Source organism: Humibacter sp. (assembly GCF_051954055.1).
Classification (GTDB): Bacteria; Actinomycetota; Actinomycetes; order Actinomycetales; family Microbacteriaceae; genus Humibacter.
This window is the reverse complement of the sequence record NZ_JBQCIE010000147.1, coordinates 18,503-38,185: the sequence shown is the minus strand read 5'-3', so window position 1 is coordinate 38,185 and position 19,683 is coordinate 18,503. Positions and strand designations below refer to the sequence as shown.

Sequence of the window (19,683 nt, the reverse complement as noted above, 5' to 3'; positions counted from 1 at the left end):
TCAGGCCTCGATCGGACCAAGCCAGGCGGTCGCCACAGTGGAGTGGGCCGACTCGTCGTCGGATGGATGGAACATGCCGGCGAGCACATCGCGGTACAGGCGCCCCAGCTCGCTGCCGGCGAAGTAGCTGCCGCCACCGGAGACCCTGATCGCCTTGTCGACCACGTCGCGAGCGGTCTCGGTCGCCCGCACCTTCATGCCGACCAGCTTCGCGAACCACTGCCCGCCATGGTCGACGAGGGCGTCGACGTCGCCCGTGATGGCGTCCAGCTGCGGGTACAGGGCATCCTGCGCGATCGCGGCGTCGGCGATCCGCCAGCGGATGTCCGGATCCTGCGCGTACGAGCGACCGTCGTTCTTCATCGAGGTGCGCTTGTTCACCGCCTCGACCGCGAGCTCGAGCGCGCGCGCACCGATTCCGGTGTACACGGCGGCCAGCAGAAGCTCGAAGTTCGAGAAGATGCCGAACGTGAGCAGGTCGGCGTTGGGTCCGGGGTCCAGTCTGCGCACGATGCGGTCGGCGGGAGCGTGGGCACCGTTCAGACGCGTGGAGTTCGACTGCGTTGCCCGCATTCCGAGCGTGTTCCAGTCGTTGGCGATCTCGAATCCGCCTTCGGAGCGGTCGATGAAGCCAAACACGATCTTCGGGGCATCCTCGCTCGTGGAGTCGAGGCCCATCGTGCCCAGCCGTGTCCAGGCGGGTGAGAGGGAGGTGAAGATCTTGGTGCCGTGGAACGTGTAGCCGCCTTCACCGTCGGGGCGGGCATCCGTTCGCGAGCCGAAGAGCACGAGGTCGTTGCCGCCCTCGCTGATGCCGAACCCGAACACCTCGCCCGCGCCCGCCTCGCGCTGCACGAACTCCAGCGAGTCGTCGCCGCGGTCGCGCAGCACCTTCGCCACGCCCGTCCAGACCAGGTGCATGTTCACGGCGAGCGCGGTCGCCGGCGCAGCGGATGCCAGTCGAACCTGCTCGCGCGCCACCTCGCGCAGCGAAAGCCCCAGGCCGCCGAACTCCTCCGGCACCAGAGCGCGCAGGTAGCCCGCGTCGGCGAGCTCGGCGAGATCCTCGGTGAAGAAGGTGTTGTCGCGGTCGTGTCCTGCGGCCCGGGATCGGATGCGCTCCAGCAGTTCGTCCGACAGCACGCGCACAGCAGACTCGCTCACGTCTCTCAGGTTACGCCCGATTGAGGCGAGAGCACCGAGCGCTCGCGCTCGGTGCCGAGCCGATTGAGGGCGTGAGCGGCGGAGCCGCGATACGCTGCATGACCCGGCCCGCGGCCGGTTGACATCGCTCGCTGCACGCTCCAGCGCGCGCACCCGGCTATGGTGGCCCGCATGCAGGAGCGCACTATGGAGAACCGCACGCTCGGCCGCACCGGACGCACGGTGTCCGTCATCGGACTCGGAACCTGGCAGCTGGGCGCCGACTGGGGCAGCGTGAGCGAGGCGGACGCGCTCGCCGTGCTTGAGGCATCCGCCGAGGCGGGCGTGACGTTCTTCGACACGGCCGACGTGTACGGCGACGGACGCAGCGAGAGCATCATCGGCCGTTTCCGCGCCGCGCATCCGGATGCTGGCGTCACGGTCGCGACCAAGATGGGACGCCGTGCCGATCAGGTGCCGGAGAACTACACGCTGAAGAACTTCAGGGAGTGGATCGACCGCTCCCGCGCGAACCTGCGCACCGACACGCTCGACCTCGTGCAGCTGCACTGCCCGCCGACGGCCGTCTACTCCAGCGACGAGGTCTTCGACGCGCTCGACACGCTCGTCGACGAGGGCGCGATCGCGAACTACGGCGTGAGCGTCGAACGTTGCGACGAGGCGCTAACCGCCATCGCGCGACCGAACGTGGCGACCGTGCAGATCATCCTGAACGCGTTCCGGCTCAAGCCGCTCGACCGCGTGCTTCCCGCTGCACAGGATGCCGGTGTCGGCATCATCGCTCGGGTCCCGCTGGCGAGCGGCCTGCTCAGCGGCCGCTACACGAAGGAGACGACGTTCGCCCCGCAGGACCATCGCACGTTCAACCGGCACGGCGAGGCGTTCGACGTGGGCGAGACGTTCTCGGGTGTGGACTACGACACCGGGGTCGAGGCCGCGAGGCGATTCGCGGATGTCGTGACATCCGTACGCGAGTCGCTCGGCATCGAATGCGCCGACAAGCTCACTCCGGCGAAGGCGGCGCTCGCCTGGGTGGCGCAGCAGCCTGCCGTCAGTTCCGTCATACCCGGCGCACGTAACGTGGATCAGGCACGCTCCAACGCCGCCGCCGGCTCCGTCGCGCCGCTTGGCGCCGAGTTCGACCGGGCCGTGCACGAGATCTACGACGAGTACTTCCGTGCGAGCGTGCACGACAGGTGGTGACGGGGGTCGGCGGCGCATCCCGTCAGCGACACGGAGGCTGACGGAGACCGGATGACGACGTCAACGACGCCCTGCCCTGTCGCGCGCGGCCCGCGCCCGCTGACTCGATCAGGCTCGCACGCTGCCCGATAGTGTCGACTCATGCCACTCGTACGCATCGATAGCACGGGCACCCCGCCGGAGTTGCTCGATCGGCTCGGTCTGGCCGTCCACGAAGCGCTCGTGGAGGCCATCGGCATTCCGGCCGACGATCACTTCCAGGTACTCACCGGCGGGGCGTCGCGAGTGGTCGCCGATACCGGCTACCTGGGTATCCGGCGGGACTCAGGAGCAGTCATGATCCAGGTCGTGCTGCGCGGCGGCCGCACGGTCGAGCAGAAGAAGGCGTTCTACGCTGCCGTCGCTGAGAAGGCGGCCGCCATCGGTGTCGAGCCGCGCAACATCCTGATCACTCTGATCGAGAACGACCTGGCCGATTGGTCGTTCGGTGATGGAATCGCTCAGTACGTGCAGTGAGCGGATGCTTGCGGCGCGGTCGCTTCGTCGGGCTCTCTTCCTTCGAGCGGTAGCTCCTCTGCGGGCCGGCACTCACTGACCCAGGCCGCGAGCCGCGCGCAGCGCGCACTCGCACGCCGCGCGGATCGGAACGGCCCCGATAGTAGAGCGAGAAGACCCCGTCGCTGTTCGGACGCGGTAACAGTGGGCGTGGCACCCGCAGGCCACGCACTCGGGGGCTTGGCGCTACACAAATCGGCATCCGCTACTGGTATTTCGTGTAGCGGATGCCGATAGGTGTAGCGGATGCCGATAGGTGTAGCGGATGCCGATGGGCGTAGCGGATGCGCGCCCGAGCTTTCCTCGTGCGCGGAACGGGCGCCGGGCCGCGGTCAGCTCGGGGGCAGCGGCACGGGCTCCGTATCCGGGATCGGGCTGGCATCCTTGCCGCGCAGATCCGGATGCCACCGCTTCCCGATCAAAGGGACGAGCACGCCGATCGCGGCGAGCACGGCGGCCACCCAGAAGGCCCCGATCGCGGTGTAGCGGTCGATGAGGAAGCCGGCGACGGCGCTTCCGAGCGCCGCACCGATCAGCTGCCCGGTGCCGACCCAGCCGTACGCCTCGGCGGTGTCGGAGAACTTCACGCTCGAGGAGACGATGGCGAAGATCACCGCCAGCGCCGGCGCGATTCCGGCGCCCGCGATCACCAGCAGCGCTGCCAGCCACCAGATATTCGTGATCCAGAGGCTCGCGAGCACGATGCCGACGAACACGATGAGCATGCGCCGGGCCAGCGCCCACGGCCCGATCGGCACAGCGCCGAGCGCGAACCCGCCGGCGAGCGAGCCCAGCGACCAGATCGCCAGAACGATTCCGGCCTCCGGGCCCTTGTCGCCGAAGTTCGCGATCACGCCGGCCTCTATTGCGGCGCACGAGCCGACGAGCAGGAATCCGACGATGGTGGCGAGCATCACGGTCGGCCGTCGAAGCACGGCGCCGAATCGGCGCTTGCTGCGAGGGATGCGCACCCGCCCGAGCTCCGGTGACGCCACGAACCACGCGCCACCCGCGAGCATCACCGCAGCGCACACCAGCAACCCGATAGTGGTCGAGATCTGCGTGGCGATGAACGTGATGACCACGGGACCGGCGATCCAGATGATCTCCTGCGCCGAGGCATCCAGCGAGAACAGCGGCGTCAGGAGGCGCGAGTTGACGAGCTTCGGATAGATCGTTCGTACGGCCGGTTGCACGGGCGGCGTGGCGAGGCCACCGACGAGCGCGACCGCCATCGTGACCGGGATGGGCATGACCACGAGTGCGATCAGCGTGATCGTCGCGGCGCACACCGCTGTGGTCGCGATGAGTACGGGGCGCATGCCGACTCGCCCCATCAGGCGGCTGGTGAGCGGCCCGGCGACCGCCTGACCGATGCTCGCAGCGGCCAACACAAGGCCGGCGGCACCGTACGTGTGATGCACACGCTCGATGTGGGTGAGAAGCGCGAGCGAGAGCATGCCGCTGGGGAATCTCGCGGTGAGCTGCGCAGCGATGATCCGGCCGACACCGGGCGTCTTCAGCAGGTCCGAATATGCGCTCACTAGCGGTCAATACTATGTGCCGATCGGGCATTCTCCTCGCCCTCGTCGCGGCGTGGATACGCCCCGAAGCGCCTGGGGAAACTGGGGATAACTCCGCGAACTTATCCACATTCTGTGGACGACACGCCCACAACATCTAGGGTTGAGCGCTCCCGAGCACCCCGCTATATAGTGGTCACACGCCGGTCCAGTCGGGGCCTCCCGAGGCCGGCAGATCGCTTCCGAGCAGCGTCGCCACGAGCGCACGAACCGGATGTCGGCGGTCTGCCGGACGATGAGTGAAGACGACGGTGGCGTGGGGATCCGGGTACGAGCCCGGGGTAGAACACGGGGGAGATGGGGCGTCGGGCCGAGAGGCGTGCGGAGGCACGTCGAACGGCCGGGCTGCTTCGGCGACTCCGCTTGACAGTGCGGGTCGACGGCTTCCGCACGGAGGCCACGAGCAGTAGTGGAGGAAGAGGCGAAGTGACAATCACGGTCGTGAAGCGCAACGGCGAGAGGGAGCCGTACGACGCGAACAAGATCAACCTGGCGATCGAGAAGGCCTCGGAGGGGCTCGACGAGAACATCACCTGGGTCACCCAGATCGCGAGCGAACTCGAACTGACCCTGTTCGACGGCATCACCACGCAGCAGCTCGACGAGGCCGTGATCCAGGTGGCGCTGCAGAACGTCAAGGATGACCCTGCTTTCGACACCGTCGCCGCCCGCCTGCTGCTGAAGACCATCTACAAGCGCGTCCTCGGCGACTACGAGAACGACGATGAGCTCAAGCGACTCCACCGAGAGGGCTTCCGCGCCTACATCGAGCGGGGCGTGAACGAGGAACTGCTCGACCCGCGCTTTCCCGACCTCTTCGACCTCGACCGCCTGGCGTCCGTGCTCGAGCCCGCCAACGACGGCCTGCTCAAGTACATCGGCCTCGTCACGCTGAACAACCGCTACGGCATCAAGGCACGCAACGGCGACCCGCTCGAGGTTCCGCAGTACTTCTGGATGCGCATCGCCATGGGCCTGTCCCTCAACGAGACGGACCCGACCGGCATCGCGATCGAGTTCTACGAGACCATGTCGCGTCTCGACTACCTCGCGGCCGGCTCCACCCTCGTCAACGCCGGCACGAAGTTCCCGCAGCTCTCCAACTGCTTCGTCATGGAGATGCACGACGACATCGAGCACATCGCCAAGAGCGTGCGCGACGTCATGTGGATCACGAAGGGCACCGGCGGCATCGGCCTCTCGGTGACCAAGCTGCGCTCCCAGGGCTCGCCGATCCGGTCCAACAACACCACCTCGACCGGCCCGATCCCGTTCATGCACACGATCGACTCCGTGCTGCGTGCCGTGAGCCGCGGCGGCAAGAAGTTCGGTGCGCTGTGCTTCTACATGGAGAACTGGCACCTCGACTTCCCGGAGTTCCTCGACCTGCGCCAGAACTCGGGAGACCCGTACCGCCGCACCCGCACGGCGAACACGGCGGTGTGGATCAGCGACGAGTTCATGAAGCGCGTGCAGCACGACGAGCCGTGGTACTACTTCGACCCGCTCGAGGTCGCCGACCTCAATGAGCTCTACGGCAAGGCGTTCTCCGAGCGCTACGCGCACTACATCGAAGAGGCCGAGGCCGGGCGCCTTCGCATGTTCAAGCGCACCACGGCCCGCTCCGTGTTCAAGGACATGCTGATGAGCCTGCAGACCACCAGCCACCCGTGGCTGACCTGGAAGGACACCATCAACAACCGTGCCCTGAACAACAACACGGGCACCATCCACCTCTCGAACCTGTGCACCGAGATCTGCCTGCCGCAGGACATCGACAACATCGCGGTCTGCAACCTGGCCTCGATCAACCTGTCCCGCCATCTGCAGGACGACGGCACATTCAACTGGGCGACGATCGAGCGCAGCGCACGCCTGGCGATTCGTCAGCTGGACAACCTGATCGACATCACGATGTCGTCCGTGCCGGAGGCCGACAACGCCAACATCAACAACCGCGCGGTGGGCCTCGGCATCATGGGCTTCACGGATGTCGTCGAGCGCCTCGGGCTCAGCTACGAGTCCGAAGAGGCGTACGACCTCATCGATGAGGTCGCCGAGCGCATCTCCTACTACGCGATCGAGGAGTCGGTCGACCTGGCCGCCGAGCGCGGGTCGTACCCGAACTTCCAGGGTTCCCGCTGGTCGCAGGGAATGGTGCCGTTCGACACGATCGCGATCACCGAGCAGGACCGCGGCGTCGAGATCAAGGTGAACCGCAAGACGCGCATGGACTGGGACTCGCTGCGCCAGCGGGTGAAGGGCGGCATGCGCAACGCGACGCTGATGGCGGTCGCGCCGACGGCATCCATCGGGCTCGTCGCCGGCACCACGCCCGGTTTCGACCCGCAATTCTCGCAGATCTTCAGCCGCTCCACCTCCAACGGCAAGTTCCTGGAGGTGAACCGCAACCTGGTCGGCGCTCTTCAGCAGCACGGCCTCTGGGAGAAGGTGCGCGAGCAGGTGCTGCGCAGCCAGGGGGACATCCAGGGCATCATCGACATCCCCGACGAGATCAAGCGCGTGTACAAGACGAGCTTCCAGCTCTCGCCATACGCGTTCCTGGAGGTCGCGGCGCGCGCTCAGAAGTGGATCGACCAGTCGATCAGCCGCAACATCTACCTCGAGACGCGCGACATCGGCGACATGGTCGACATCTACGCGGCGGCATGGGAGCGCGGCGTGAAGACGACGTATTACCTGCACATGAAGCCGCGCCACCAGGCCGAGCAGACGACCGTGCGGGTGAACAAGGCCGAGGAGATCGGCGGTGCGCGCAAGGGCTTCGGCGCGGTGCCGGCCGGTGTCGGAGCGGGCGCGAGCGCCGCGGATGCCGGCAGTCAGACATCCGCACCGGCTCCCGCTCGTCGCGGGTTCGGCTTCGGCGGCGTAGCTGGTGGTGACAAGTGATGGACGACCAGCGCACCGCAGAGCAGTTCGTGGGCGAGACGGTGTTCATCGGCGAATATGGCGTGCCGGAGGATCCGATGGATGCCTTCCAGTGCGACTCCTGCCAGTAATGCGCGACGACCCGACCGACGACGAGAACGAGATAGAGGCGTAGAGAACTATGGGAATTCTGGGTACCGGCATCAAAGAGGGGCTGCTGCTCAAGCCGGTGACGTACCAGTGGGCGATGGACCTGTACGACCAGGCTGTGGCGAACACGTGGTTCCCTAACGAGGTGCAGCTGGGCGAGGACATCGCCGACTTCAAGAAGATGACCGACGAGGAACGGCACGCCGTGACGTTCCTGGTCAGCTACTTCAACCCGAACGAGCTGCTCGTGAACAAGGCGCTCGCGTTCGGCGTGTACCCCTACCTCAGTGCAGCGGAGGCCCACCTCTATCTCGCGAAGCAGATGTGGGAGGAGGCCAACCACTCGATGTCGTTCGAGTACGTGCTCGAGACGTTCCCGATCGACCGCGACGAGGCGTACAGCTCCCACATCGACGTGCCGTCCATGGCGCGCAAGGAGGAGTTCGAGGTCAAGTACATCCGCCGCATGATGGAGGACAAGCTCGACATCACGACCACCGCGGGCAAGCAGGACTTCATCCGCAACCTGGTGGCGTACAACATCATCCTCGAGGGCATCTGGTTCTACTCCGGGTTCATGGTCGCGCTCTCGTTCCGCCAGCGGAACCTGCTGCGCAACTTCGGGTCGCTGGTGGACTGGATCGTGCGCGACGAGTCGCTGCACCTCAAGTTCGGCATGAACCTCATCCTCACGGTGCTCGAGGAGAACCCCGACCTGCAGACGCCGGAGTTCGCCGCCGAGATCAAGAAGATGATCATCGACGCCGTAGAGATGGAAGAGGAGTACAACCGCGACCTGTTGCCCGGCGGAATTCTCGGGCTGAACGCGAACTACATCAACCAGTACGTGAAGTACCTCGCCGACCGCCGGCTCGAGGAGCTCGGGTTCGGCCCGGAGTACAACGTCACGAACCCGGCGAAGTGGATGGCAGCGGCCAACGACACGCTCGAGCTCGTGAACTTCTTCGAGTCGATCAACACGTCGTACGAGTCGAACGCGAAGGCCAGCAGCTGAGCAGCATCGTCAAGCCGTGAGGTAGCGACGCACGGCGAAGGTGCGTTCGACGCTCGTCCACGACATCGACACCACGAGATAGACGGATGCCGCCATCGGTGCTACCGACGCGAACACCACGCTGAGCAGCGGGAGCCAGCTGAGCACCCGCGCGAAGCGGGTGGGCTCCGGTGCCGGGGTCGATCTGCCTGGCGGATCGCAGGGCGAGGTGGCGTGACACCACGGCGACAGTAGCGATGGCCATCAGCAGGGCCAGCGGGAGCGCGAGCTGAGCGAACGCTCCCGCAGCGATCAACTGCCCGAAGGATGCCCCGAGCGGCGTCCCGAGAACGGTGTGCGCAAGCAGCGCGTTGGCGTGTCCCGCCACCGTGGTTCTGGTGAAGACGCCGTACACGACGGAGACGACGGGGATCTGCAGCAACGTCGGAAGCACGCCGGCGAACGGCGACACGCCTTCGGCGGCGTAGAGCTCCTGCGTCTTGCGGCTGAGTGTCGTGGGGTCTTTGCGGTGTCGGCGCTGCAACTCGCGAAGTCTCGGAGCGAGGCGGCCCCGCGCGACCTGCGCCCGCGCGTTCGCGAGTCCCACGGGCAGCAGGGCCGCGCGCACCGCGACCGTGACGAGCGCGATCGCTGCGAGAGCAGCCACACCTGTCGGCGCGACCGTCGCGAACGCGCTCGTCAGCCCGGTGATGAGGGCGGCGGCGCCGTCGAGCACCGCCGCAAAGGGTGGGAAGGAGAAGGGGTCCATGAACGTGTCCTCAAGGTCTCGTGTGATCGGTCGGTGAACGCGTGACGCGAGCGCCGACACGAGCCGAGGAGCTCGGGAATGGGCGCCGCTACGGTGTCGCCGACGGCGGTCGTGCGCGCATGAGGGCACGGACATCCGTGTGCGTCGGTGTCGCGGTCGCCGTCGCCGCGAGCCAGGCGGCTCGTGCCACCCGGGCCCTGACCGGGCGCCGCCGCGCCACCGCCCGTGCCAGCACACCGAGCGCTGCCACCGCCACCACCGCGATCAGAGCGGCGCCTACCACCATGCTCACGATCGGAGCGGACTGGGACTCGAGCCCGGTGACCGCGACGAGCGCGGTCAGCAGAACGGGCATCGGTCGGCGGGTCATGCGCCGATCGTAGCGCGGCGGCAGAGTCCTCGCGTGGACGCATCCGCTGTCGCGAATTGCGGGTGTCCCCCTGAGGCGACCCACAATCTGCGACTGCGGAACAGAGGGAAGTGGCGCATCCGTCACACGTGCATGCGGAAGTCGTACCGCTCCGGCGGCGGAAAGTCCCGCGCCGCGTGCTCGCGCACGGCGTCCGTCACCTCGACGCCGTCGCGTTCCGCCACGCGGGCCGCCTGGTAGTCCACCCACAGCCCGTCGAGTGAGGTCTCGCCCTCCTCGAGGTCGGCGATCTCGATGCCCTCATCGAGAAGCCGTTCGCAGCGGTCGAGGTCGCCCACCTTGAGGGCGGCGGCGGCCTCGGCGTAACGGATGCGGCCATCGGCTCGCTGCGCGGCGTCGAGCGACTCGATGAGCGCCAGCGCATCGGCCGCGCGGCCGCTGTCGAGCAGCTGGCGCACCGCCTCGATGCTGAGGGGCAGCAGGTGGGGGAGGAGCGCGTGCGCCTTCGCGTAGGCATCCGCCGCCGCGACCACGTCGCCATCGCGGGACGCCGCAACGGCGAGGTTGCGCCACGCCCATCCGTTGTCGGTCAGCGCCACGGATGCCCGCCACGCCTGGACCGCGGAATCCCACCGCCCCCGCGCCACGGCCAGCACGCCCTCGTGCAGGCGCGCCGTCCAGCCGGGCTGCGCCGCCACGACCGGCTCCCATGCCGGGTCGGACTGGTACGAGAGGGGTCCGACACTCGCGTCGGCGTCCGACGCCGGATCCGGCTCCGCGGCAGAACCGTGCTCGAGCGCGTCGATCCACCATGCCTGCTCCGCGCCCAGATCGCTCGCTGGGAACGGCGTCGCGGCGGTCGACAGCGGCGGCTCGCCCGCGTGCTTGCGCCTGGCATCCTCGAGGGCACCCCAGCCGGACGCGCGCTGCAGCACCTCCACGACCTCGTCCGCCCGGGTGTCGCGGCCGTCCTCCCGCGCGAGCACCTCGTCGGCCCGTGTCCGCCTCACGGCGTCACCGGCCGCGGAGACCGCCTGCTCCCACGACCCGTGCACCACCTCGGCGTCGGCCTCCGCGAGGCCGTACACCTCGCTCCAGCGCCAGGTCTCGCCGGCCGGCATGGGGAGGTGCTCGAGCTGCGTGCGCGCCAGTCCCGCCTGGATCTCGAGGTACGGATGATCGCCATCCGTCAGCCACCGCTGCCAGTGCCTGCTGCCCTGCGCGGTGCCCCAGAGGAAGAGCTTGCGGCCGCGCAGCCGAGCGGTCGAGGCCTGGAACAGGCCCTTGCCCTCGCCGTCCAGGGCGGCGATCCACGGCGTCGGCGCCCGGTTCAGCTCGAAGAAGTAGTCGGCGGCGTCGCGCGACCGCGTCGTGTAGCTGCGGTCCACACCGTCCGCGTAGGCATCGGGGAACGGCACAGTCGACAGCGTGCCCTCGTAGCCGAACCGGTAGGCCGAGTCGGCCGGGGCGACGACGCGCACGTCCTCCCGCTCAGGCACCGCGATGTTCGACCACCAGTAGACAGGCACCTCGGTGTCGCGCGGATTGCGGATGCTCACGGTCACCACCAGCAGCGGGGCATCCTGCGCGAGCGACGCGTCGATGCTCACGATGAGTCCGCGCATCCGCTCGTACTCGTACATGCGCAGCGCCTCTGTACCGTCCTCACGTCGCACCCTCACCGCGTGCACGGGCGAACACGTCAGCGGCCAGTGCCCGGTCGTGCCGAGGTTCCACTCCACGCCGCCCGCGAACCACGCGTTGCGCAGCGCGAGGTTCGCTGGACGGAACACCGGGTTGCGATGCAGCAGCTCGCGCCCGGTCCGCTTGTCCACGAGCGACCAGAGGCGCCCGCCGAGGTCGAGCAGGAACTCGGCCCGCACAGACGAGTTCTCCAGCACCGCCACCGGATGCGCCGCCTCACGCAGCCCCCGGGAGTATCCGTCCTGCATCAGGTACGGCAGCACCGTCTCGACCTTGCCGTAGCCCAGGCCGAACCGCAGCTCGTCGTCGACGTCGTCGGCGCCGGCATCCTTGTGAAGGTCGCCGGAGCCGGCGATCGGCGGGAGTGGGTTCACCTCGCCGAGGTCGCCGGAGGGCATGACGAGCTCCTGCGCGGTGAGACGGGAGGATGGCGTTGAAGAAGACTGCTCGTTCATCGTGCCCCATGTTCGCAGAGGACGCGGGAAACCCGAACGGCGCACACGATCGTTGCGCGAACGAGCAGTTTCGTGCGCAATTCGTGCCCAATGCGTTTCCATCGAATAACGATCCTGCGCGTGCTCCCACACTGGCGACGAGGTCTCGATCGGCGGTGTGTTAGGACATAAGAACCCGTGAAAGCGCACCCGCTTCTGTGCGCGCTCACAGAACTTGCGATCCAGATCGCACTGATCGGTCAGCAGAGAGGCTCTCCCCGTATGAAATCGGCATCATCTCGTCGCGCGCGCGTGCTCCTGGGCGCATCCGCGCTCGCCGTCTCCGCCCTGGCACTGGCCGGATGCTCCGGCTCGGGCGGGTCGGGCGGCACCGGTGGCGGATCGCTCACGATCGGCACCACCGACAAGATCACCAGCATCGACCCGGCGGGCTCGTACGACAACGGCTCGTTCGCGGTGATGAACCAGGTCTACCCATTCCTCATGAACACCCCGTACGGCAGCCCGGACGTGAAGCCCGACATCGCCGCGTCGGCATCCTTCACCTCGCCCACCGACTACACAGTGAAGCTCAAGAAGGATCTGAAGTTCGCGAACGGTCACGCGCTGACGTCATCTGACGTGAAGTTCACGTTCGAGCGGCAGCTCAAGATCAACGACCCGAACGGTCCGGCGTCGCTGCTCGGCAACCTGAAAGACGTTACGACGCCCGACAAGCTGACCGCGGTCTTCCACCTGAAGGTCGCCAACGACCAGACGTTCCCGCAGGTGCTCTCCAGCCCGGCCGGTCCCATCGTCGACGAGCAGGTGTTCTCGGCAGACAAGGTCACGCCCGACAACACGATCGTCAAGGGCGACGCGTTCGCCGGCCAGTACACGATCAAGAGCTACAAGGTGAACAGCCTGATCCAGTACAAGGCGAACCCGGACTACCAGGGCCTTCTCGGCCCGGCGAAGACCGGCACCATCAACGTGAAGTACTACGCGAGCGCCCCGAACATGAAGCTGGACATCCAGCAGGGCAACATCGACGTCGCATTCCGCTCCCTGTCGGCGACCGACATCGACAGCCTGCGCTCGGACAAGAAGGTCAAGGTCGTCGACGGCCCCGGCGGTGAGATCCGCTACATCGTGTTCAACTTCAACACGATGCCGTACGGTGCCACCACCCCGGATGCCGACGCGAAGAAGGCACTCGCCGTTCGCCAGGCGGCTGCCGACCTGATCGACCGAAAGGCCATCGCGAGCCAGGTGTACAAGAACACCTACACCCCGCTGTACTCCTACGTCGCGCAGGGCCTGACCGGCGCCACCGAGTCGCTGAAGCCGCTGTACGGCGACGGCAACGGCGGTCCGTCGCTCGACAAGGCGAAGCAGACGCTGCAGGCCGCCGGAGTCACCACTCCGATCAATCTGAGCCTGCAGTACACGCCCGACCACTACGGCCCGTCCTCGGCCGACGAGTACGCCATGATCAAGGATCAGCTGGAGAACGGCGGCCTGTTCAAGGTGAACCTCGCCTCGACCGAGTACGTGCAGTACTCGAAGGACCGCGTCGCCGACGTGTACCCCGCGTACCAGCTCGGCTGGTTCCCGGACTACTCGGACGCCGACAACTACCTCACGCCGTTCTTCTCGAAGGACAACTTCCTCTCCAACCACTACGACAACCCCGAGGTGCAGAAGCTCATCACCGAGCAGGTGGGCACGACCGACAAGGCCGCACGGGCCAAGCTGATCGAGCAGATCCAGGACAAGGTGGCGAACGACCTGTCGACGTTGCCCTACTTGCAGGGTTCTCAGGTGGCGGTCGTCGGCTCGAACGTCAAGGGCACGACGCTCGACGCCTCGTTCAAGTTCCGGTACGCACCACTGCACAAGTAGCGTCGAAGAGCTCTAGATCGAAGTACTGACACGGGTGGTCCGGCCCTCAATAGCCGGACCACCCGGGTCACGTGCCCTGAGAACCACCTGTTCAACGAGGAAGTTATGACAGCCCTGCTCGATGCGCCCGACCCGCTTTCACAGACGTCGGCACCGGCATCAGCGCCAGGCAAGAGCCGCTCAGGCGGCGGACTGCTCCGCTACATCATCATCCGATTCCTGCTCATCATCCCGACGGTGTTCATCCTGGTCACCGTCGTCTTCTTCCTGATGCGCACGACCGGAGACCCCATCACCGCTGCGCAGGGCGGCAGGCTCCCACCGGACGAGCTGGCCAGGCGCATCCACGAGGCCGGCTACGACCAGCCGCTGATCGTCCAGTACTTCCAGTACCTGGGCGGCATCGTCACAGGCGACTTCGGCACGACCTTCAGCGACCACCAGCCGGTCACGACTGTTCTGGTCACGTACGGAACCGCGACCCTCGAGCTCGCGTTCTACGCGCTCATCGTGGCCTTCATCGTGGGCATCCCGCTCGGGATGCTCGCCGCCTACTTCCGGGACAAGGGGTGGGATGCGCTCCTGCGCATCTTCGCGATCCTCTGCTATGCGACCCCGGTGTTCTTCGCGGGCCTGCTGCTCAAGCTGATCTTCTCCGTGTGGCTCGGCTGGCTGCCCGTCTCGGGCCGCGCGACGACCGGCGATGAGCTGACGATGCAGTCGCTCGATCATCCGACCGGGATCTATCTCATCGACTCGTTCCAGACCGGCGACCCTGCCGTTGTGGGCGACGTTCTGGCGCACGCCGTGCTTCCTGGCATCGCGCTCGGCTTCCTCACCGCCGGCGTGTTCCTCAGGCTGGTGCGCACGAACGTGATCAGCACGCTCTCCACCGACTACGTGGCATCCGGCCGCGCCCGCGGCGTCAGCGAGTTCCGCCTGGTGCGCAAGCACGCCTACCGCCCGGCGCTCATCCCGATCATCACCGTCATGGGCCTGCAGATCGCGATGCTGCTCGGCGGAGCGGTACTCACCGAGACGACCTTCGAGTGGAAGGGCCTCGGCTTCCAGCTCGCCCAGTACCTGCAGGCGCGCGACTACGTCGCCGTGCAGGGCATCGTCGTCATGCTGGCGGTGATCGTCGCGTTCACGAACTTCATCGTCGACGTCATCGCGGCGCTCATCGACCCGAGGGTGAGGTACTGACATGGCCACCACCGCCACCATGCCCGTCTCCCGTCCGGCGAAGCGCAGCATCTGGTCGAGGCTGCCCGTCGTGCACCAGCTGCGGCAGTCCGTCGGCATTCAGCGCGGGATGCTCATCGCCGGCCTCGTCATCACCGCGGTGTTCGTCCTGGTCGCGGTCTTCGCGCCGGTGATCGCGCCATACGGCTTCGCTCAGCTGCACGGAGCAGACGGCAAGGACTTCGGATCGCAGCAGCCACCGAGCCCCGCACACATCTGGGGCACCACGGTGGGCGGCTACGACGTCTTCTCCCGAGTGCTCTGGGGCGCCCAGACGGCGGCACTGGTGATCATCATCGCCGTCGTGCTGTCCATCTTCGCCGGCGTGCTGCTCGGCCTCGTCTCCGGCTACATCGGCGGCTGGATCGACCGCGTGCTGGTCGTCATCTGCGACGCGATCTACGCGCTTCCGACGCTGCTTCTGGCCATCGTGATGTCGATCGTCATCTCCGGCGGCCAGTCCGGATTGTGGGCCGGCATCTTCGCCGCAGCCATCTCGATCACCGTCGTCTACATTCCGCAGTACTTCCGAGTCATCCGTGCCGAAGCGGTGCGCATCAAGGCCGAGGCGTACGTGGAGTCCGCGAAGGTGGTCGGAGCGTCCAGCGGCCGCATCATGTTCAAGCACGTGTTCCGCAATTCGACCCGCACGCTGCCACTGATCTTCACCCTGAACGCGTCTGAGGCCATCCTCACCCTGGCGGGCCTCGGCTTCCTCGGCTTCGGCATCGAGCCGTCGTCCGCGAGCGAGTGGGGCTACGACTTGAACAAGGCGATCGCGGATGTCACCAGCGGCATCTGGTGGACCGCGCTCTACCCGGGCCTCGCGATCGTACTCGTCGTGCTCGGCATCACACTCGTCGGCGAGAGCCTCAACGATCTCGCCGACCCGAGGCTGCGTGGTCGGCGGGCCGTCGCTGCCGCATCCGGTGAGACCGCGGACATCAGCGTCGTTCCCGGTGGGCCGAACGAGGCTCCCGGCGGGCTCGAAGGGCTCGAACCGGGCGCAGGCATCGAGGAAGAGGGAATCGAGGTGCGCGAGTGAACGCGACCAACGCCGCGAAGGCGTCGCAGACATCCGGTGCCGGCGACGCGGTGCGCATCCGCGACCTGAACGTGTCGTTCGCGACCGACGCCGGAGCGGTCAAGGCCGTCGACGGGGTCAGCCTGCACGTGGCGCCCGGCGAAGTGCTCGCCATCGTCGGCGAATCCGGCAGCGGCAAGACCGTCACGGCGCGCACCATCCTCGGTCTGCTCCCCGAGACCGCGACGTCGTCGGGCGCCGTGCTGGTGAGCACGGAGACGGGGCACGCGGATGTCGTTGCGCTCAGCAACCGGCAGATGCGCGAGGTGCGCGGACCCGCTGTCTCGATGGTGTTCCAGGAGCCGTCCACGGCACTGAATCCCGTCTACAAGGTGGGCTGGCAGATCGTCGAAGGGCTGCGAGCCCACGGGAAGATCTCCAAAAAGGAGGGGCGCGAGCAGGCGATCGAGATCCTGCGCAAGGTGGGCATCCCCGACCCAGAGACCCGGGTGGACTACTACCCGCACCAGTTCTCCGGCGGGCAGAAGCAGCGCATCGTGATCGCGATGGCCCTTGTGCTCGGGCCGCGCCTGATCGTGGCCGACGAGCCGACCACCGCGCTGGATGTGACGGTGCAGGCGGAGATCCTCGACCTGCTGCGCCGATGCCGGGTGGAGTTCGGCTCCGCGATCGTGCTCATCACGCACAACATGGGCGTGGTCGCCGACCTCGCCGACCGTGTGGCCGTGATGTACAACGGCAAGCTCGTCGAGGAGGCGGATGTCTCCACCCTGTTCGCCGATCCGAAGCAGGAGTACACGAAGAAGCTGCTCGCCGCCGTTCCCCGCATCGGCGAGGGCACGGTGCAGGCGCGAGAGAGGCTGGCGGCACGGCCCGCGGAGTGGGCGAAGAGCGAGCCGGTGGTGAAGGCATCCGGTCTGCGCATCCAGTACCCGGGTCGCATCGGCCAGAAGGGCTTCGTCGCCGTCGACGGCGTGGACTTCGCGATCCGTCCTGGCGAGGTTCTCGGGCTGGTGGGGGAGTCGGGCTCCGGCAAGACCACCGTAGGCCGCGCGATCGCCGGGCTCACGAGGGTGACGGGCGGCTCCCTGAAGGTGCTCGGCCACGAGATGAACGGTGTCTCCGAGCGCCGCTTCCGCCCGGTTCGCGACCGGATCGGCTTCGTCTTCCAAGACCCGGCGTCGAGCTTCAATCCCCTCCTCACGATCGCTCAGTGCGTGGCAGAGCCGTTCATCGTGCACGGCAGGGCGGACAACGCTGCGGATGTCCGCGACAAGGTCGACGAGCTGCTCGAGGCGGTGCAGCTGCCGCGCGCGTTCGGCGACCGTTACCCACACGAGCTCTCCGGCGGCCAGCGGCAGCGTGCCAGCCTGGCGAGGGCCATCGCGCTGAAGCCGCCGCTCCTGATCGCGGATGAGCCGACCAGCGCGCTGGACGTCTCCGTGCAGCAGAAGGTGCTCGAGGTGTTCGCCGGCCTGCAGAAGGAGTTCGGCTTCGCCTGCCTGTTCATCAGCCACGATCTCGCGGTGGTCGACATCGTGGCCGACCGCATCGCCGTGATGCATCACGGGCGTCTGGTCGAAGAGGGCACGGGCGAGCAGGTGCTGTCGGCGCCGAAGGATGCCTACACGCAGCGACTGCTGGCATCCCTGCCGGTTCCCGACCCCGTGCAGCAGGCGAAGCGACGAGAGCAGCTGCAGGAGCTCGTCGCCGGGTCGTAGCGGTCAGGTCGTGCGTGTCGTCGTGTGACGTGCGCTTCTGCACGTCACGACGTCGCCGCCTATCGTCGGTAGGGCATCCGGAGCCGAGCACTCGGATGCCCTGGACGCCGGCAAAGGCCGGACCCGCCGTGCCCGACGAGAGGAGAGACGTACATGACCGAGCCGCTTCGCGTCGTCGCCGTCTCCGGCAGCCTGCACAACCCGTCGAAGACCGACGTGCTCATCGACGAGGTCCTGCGACAGCTCGGAGAGGAGCTGCCGGTCGAGCCTCACGTGATCCGCATCACGGATGTCGGCCCGCAGTTCGCGGGCGTGCTCGACCGCAAGGCGCTGCCGCGCTCCGTCGAGGACGAGCTGCGCCGCGTCGAGACCGCGGACCTGCTGGTGGTGGCCTCTCCGGTGTACCGGGCATCCTTCACCGGCCTCTTCAAGCACTTCTTCGACTTCGTCGACCAGTACGCGCTCGTGGACACCCCCGTGCTGCTGGCTGCCACCGGCGGAAGCGAGCGTCACTCGCTCATCGTCGAGCACCAGCTGCGCCCGCTGTTCGGGTTCTTCCAGGCACTGACGCTTCCGGTCGGGGTGTACGCGCACGAGTCCGATTTCGACGGCTACCGCATCGAGTCGCCGCTTCTCGTTGAGCGCATCAAGACGTCGATCCGGCGCGGGCTGCCGCTCATCACCTCGAGCGTGCAGGAGAAGCGGCGCATCCGGCAGTCCCTGGAGACGGGGGAGCAGTTCGACGCGAGCGTCGCGCCGAACGAGCCGCAGCGCCCCGTGCGCCTCTACACGTAGGGCACCTCAGGGGCCGCGCAGGAAACCTGCAGTCGGCGCGTGAAATTGGCGTCCGGGGTGCCGGACGCGAAACGTTCGTGAAATGCGGGCACCATAGCCTTTTCGCGAGGCGCTTCGGACCCGATCGTGACCAGAGCCGGCCTCTGACTTACGTAGACTCTCGTCAGTCAGTCGTCTCTTCTTACGATCCCGTCGGCGTTCACACAGCACGCGCCGCGCCTCAAAGACGAGGAAAGGTACATCCATGCGAATTCGATACGCGCTCCCGGTGGTCGCCATCGCCACGGCGCTCCTGCTCACCGGATGCGTCGACAACTCCGGCTCCGGCTCCGGGTCGACCTCAGGTTCCGGGGCGTCCAACCCGTACGGCGTGAAGAAGGACGACGCGCTCGCGAAGACGCTTCCGTCGACGATCTCCAAGTCCGGCCAGATCACCGTTGGCGTCGACGCGACCTACGCACCGAACGAGTACAAGGACGCGAACGGCAAGCCCATCGGGTGGGACATCGACCTCGCGAACGCCATCGGAGCGAAGCTCGGCGTCAAGATGAACTACACGATCGCCAAGTTCGACAACATCATCCCGAGCATCACGGGCGGCCGCTACGACATCGGCGTCTCCTCGTTCACCGACACCACCGAGCGCGAGAAGCAGGTGGACTTCGTCAACTACTACAACGCGGGCATCTTGTGGGCGTCGCTGAAGGGCAAGACGGTCGATCCCGACAACGCGTGCGGGCTCAAGGTCGCCGTCGAGGCCGGCACCTACGAGGACACCGACGAGGTTCCCGCCAAGTCGAAGGCGTGCACGGATGCCGGCAAGCCGGCCATCCAGGTGCTCAAGTACGACGGTCAGGACCAGGCGACCAACGCTCTGGTGCTCGGCCAGGTGGACGCCATGAGCGCCGACTCCCCGATCACGGAGTACGCGATCAGCAAGCAGGGCGGCAAGATCCAGAAGGCGGGCAAGACCTTCGACATCGCTCCGTACGGCATCGCGGTCGACAAGGGCGCGCCGCTGACGAAGGTGATCCAGAAGACGCTGCAGTCGCTGGTCGATGACGGCACCTACACGACGATCCTCAAGAAGTGGGGCGTCGACGACGGCGGCGTGAAGACCATCGAGATCAACGCGGCATCCAAGGCGTCGTCGTAAG

At 67.1% G+C, this 19,683-nt stretch carries 15 protein-coding genes; 10 read left to right on the top strand and 5 right to left on the bottom strand.

Annotated elements, in window-relative coordinates:
• On the bottom strand, positions 1–1,164 hold the full coding sequence (locus ACTHNC_RS19015) for an acyl-CoA dehydrogenase family protein (RefSeq protein WP_440296200.1): 1,164 nt from the start codon (positions 1,162–1,164) through the stop codon (positions 1–3).
• 186 nt (positions 1,165–1,350) lie between these two features.
• On the opposite strand from ACTHNC_RS19015, the gene ACTHNC_RS19010 reads away from it, so the two are divergent.
• Both ACTHNC_RS19010 and ACTHNC_RS19005 read left to right on the top strand, forming a co-directional pair.
• Complete coding sequence (locus tag ACTHNC_RS19010; protein ID WP_440296254.1) at positions 1,351–2,367, top strand: aldo/keto reductase; 1,017 nt, start codon at positions 1,351–1,353, stop codon at positions 2,365–2,367.
• A gap of 141 nt (positions 2,368–2,508) precedes the next feature.
• The gene (locus ACTHNC_RS19005; RefSeq protein WP_440296199.1) at positions 2,509–2,883 is read left to right on the top strand and encodes a tautomerase family protein; all 375 of its coding nucleotides are present in this window, start codon (positions 2,509–2,511) and stop codon (positions 2,881–2,883) included.
• Between the two features lie 371 nt (positions 2,884–3,254).
• On the opposite strand, the gene ACTHNC_RS19000 is transcribed toward ACTHNC_RS19005, so the two are convergent.
• Positions 3,255–4,466, bottom strand: a complete 1,212-nt coding sequence (locus tag ACTHNC_RS19000; RefSeq protein WP_440296198.1) for an MFS transporter — start codon at positions 4,464–4,466, stop codon at positions 3,255–3,257.
• 465 nt (positions 4,467–4,931) lie between these two features.
• On the opposite strand from ACTHNC_RS19000, the gene ACTHNC_RS18995 reads away from it, so the two are divergent.
• The gene (locus ACTHNC_RS18995) at positions 4,932–7,415 is read left to right on the top strand and encodes a ribonucleoside-diphosphate reductase subunit alpha (RefSeq protein WP_440296197.1); all 2,484 of its coding nucleotides are present in this window, start codon (positions 4,932–4,934) and stop codon (positions 7,413–7,415) included.
• Positions 7,416–7,575: 160 nt separating this feature from the next.
• Positions 7,576–8,559 carry a ribonucleotide-diphosphate reductase subunit beta gene (locus ACTHNC_RS18990; protein ID WP_440296196.1) on the top strand — a complete coding sequence of 328 codons (984 nt, stop codon included), beginning with the start codon at positions 7,576–7,578 and terminating at the stop codon, positions 8,557–8,559.
• Here ACTHNC_RS18990 and ACTHNC_RS18985 read toward each other — a convergent pair.
• The 3 genes from ACTHNC_RS18985 to ACTHNC_RS18975 all read right to left on the bottom strand — a co-directional run bounded on the left by ACTHNC_RS18985 (position 8,519) and on the right by ACTHNC_RS18975 (position 11,779).
• Positions 8,519–9,307 (bottom strand): YidC/Oxa1 family membrane protein insertase, encoded by a 789-nt coding sequence (locus ACTHNC_RS18985; protein WP_440296195.1) that lies wholly within the window; start codon positions 9,305–9,307, stop codon positions 8,519–8,521. The genes ACTHNC_RS18990 and ACTHNC_RS18985 overlap by 41 nt on opposite strands.
• Before the next feature lie 88 nt (positions 9,308–9,395).
• Positions 9,396–9,677 carry a hypothetical protein gene (locus ACTHNC_RS18980; RefSeq protein WP_440296194.1) on the bottom strand — a complete coding sequence of 94 codons (282 nt, stop codon included), beginning with the start codon at positions 9,675–9,677 and terminating at the stop codon, positions 9,396–9,398.
• A gap of 122 nt (positions 9,678–9,799) precedes the next feature.
• Positions 9,800–11,779, bottom strand: a complete 1,980-nt coding sequence (locus tag ACTHNC_RS18975; RefSeq protein ID WP_440296193.1) for a DUF5107 domain-containing protein — start codon at positions 11,777–11,779, stop codon at positions 9,800–9,802.
• Positions 11,780–12,097: 318 nt separating this feature from the next.
• On the opposite strand from ACTHNC_RS18975, the gene ACTHNC_RS18970 reads away from it, so the two are divergent.
• The 6 genes from ACTHNC_RS18970 (at position 12,098) to ACTHNC_RS18945 (ending at position 19,682) form a co-directional block, all read left to right on the top strand.
• Positions 12,098–13,720 carry an ABC transporter substrate-binding protein gene (locus tag ACTHNC_RS18970; protein ID WP_440296192.1) on the top strand — a complete coding sequence of 541 codons (1,623 nt, stop codon included), beginning with the start codon at positions 12,098–12,100 and terminating at the stop codon, positions 13,718–13,720.
• Between the two features lie 105 nt (positions 13,721–13,825).
• Complete coding sequence (locus tag ACTHNC_RS18965) at positions 13,826–14,926, top strand: ABC transporter permease (RefSeq protein WP_440296191.1); 1,101 nt, start codon at positions 13,826–13,828, stop codon at positions 14,924–14,926.
• A 1-nt stretch (position 14,927) separates the two neighbouring features.
• The gene (locus ACTHNC_RS18960; RefSeq protein ID WP_440296190.1) at positions 14,928–16,010 is read left to right on the top strand and encodes an ABC transporter permease; all 1,083 of its coding nucleotides are present in this window, start codon (positions 14,928–14,930) and stop codon (positions 16,008–16,010) included.
• Entirely contained in the window at positions 16,007–17,731 is a 1,725-nt protein-coding gene (locus ACTHNC_RS18955; RefSeq protein ID WP_440296189.1) for a dipeptide ABC transporter ATP-binding protein, read from the top strand. Before ACTHNC_RS18960 ends, ACTHNC_RS18955 begins: the two co-directional genes overlap by 4 nt.
• 153 nt (positions 17,732–17,884) lie before the next feature.
• On the top strand, positions 17,885–18,526 hold the full coding sequence (gene msuE / locus ACTHNC_RS18950) for an FMN reductase (protein ID WP_440296188.1): 642 nt from the start codon (positions 17,885–17,887) through the stop codon (positions 18,524–18,526).
• A 244-nt stretch (positions 18,527–18,770) separates the two neighbouring features.
• Entirely contained in the window at positions 18,771–19,682 is a 912-nt protein-coding gene (locus tag ACTHNC_RS18945) for an ABC transporter substrate-binding protein (RefSeq protein ID WP_440296187.1), read from the top strand.
• The last annotated feature ends 1 nt before the right edge of the window (position 19,683 follow it).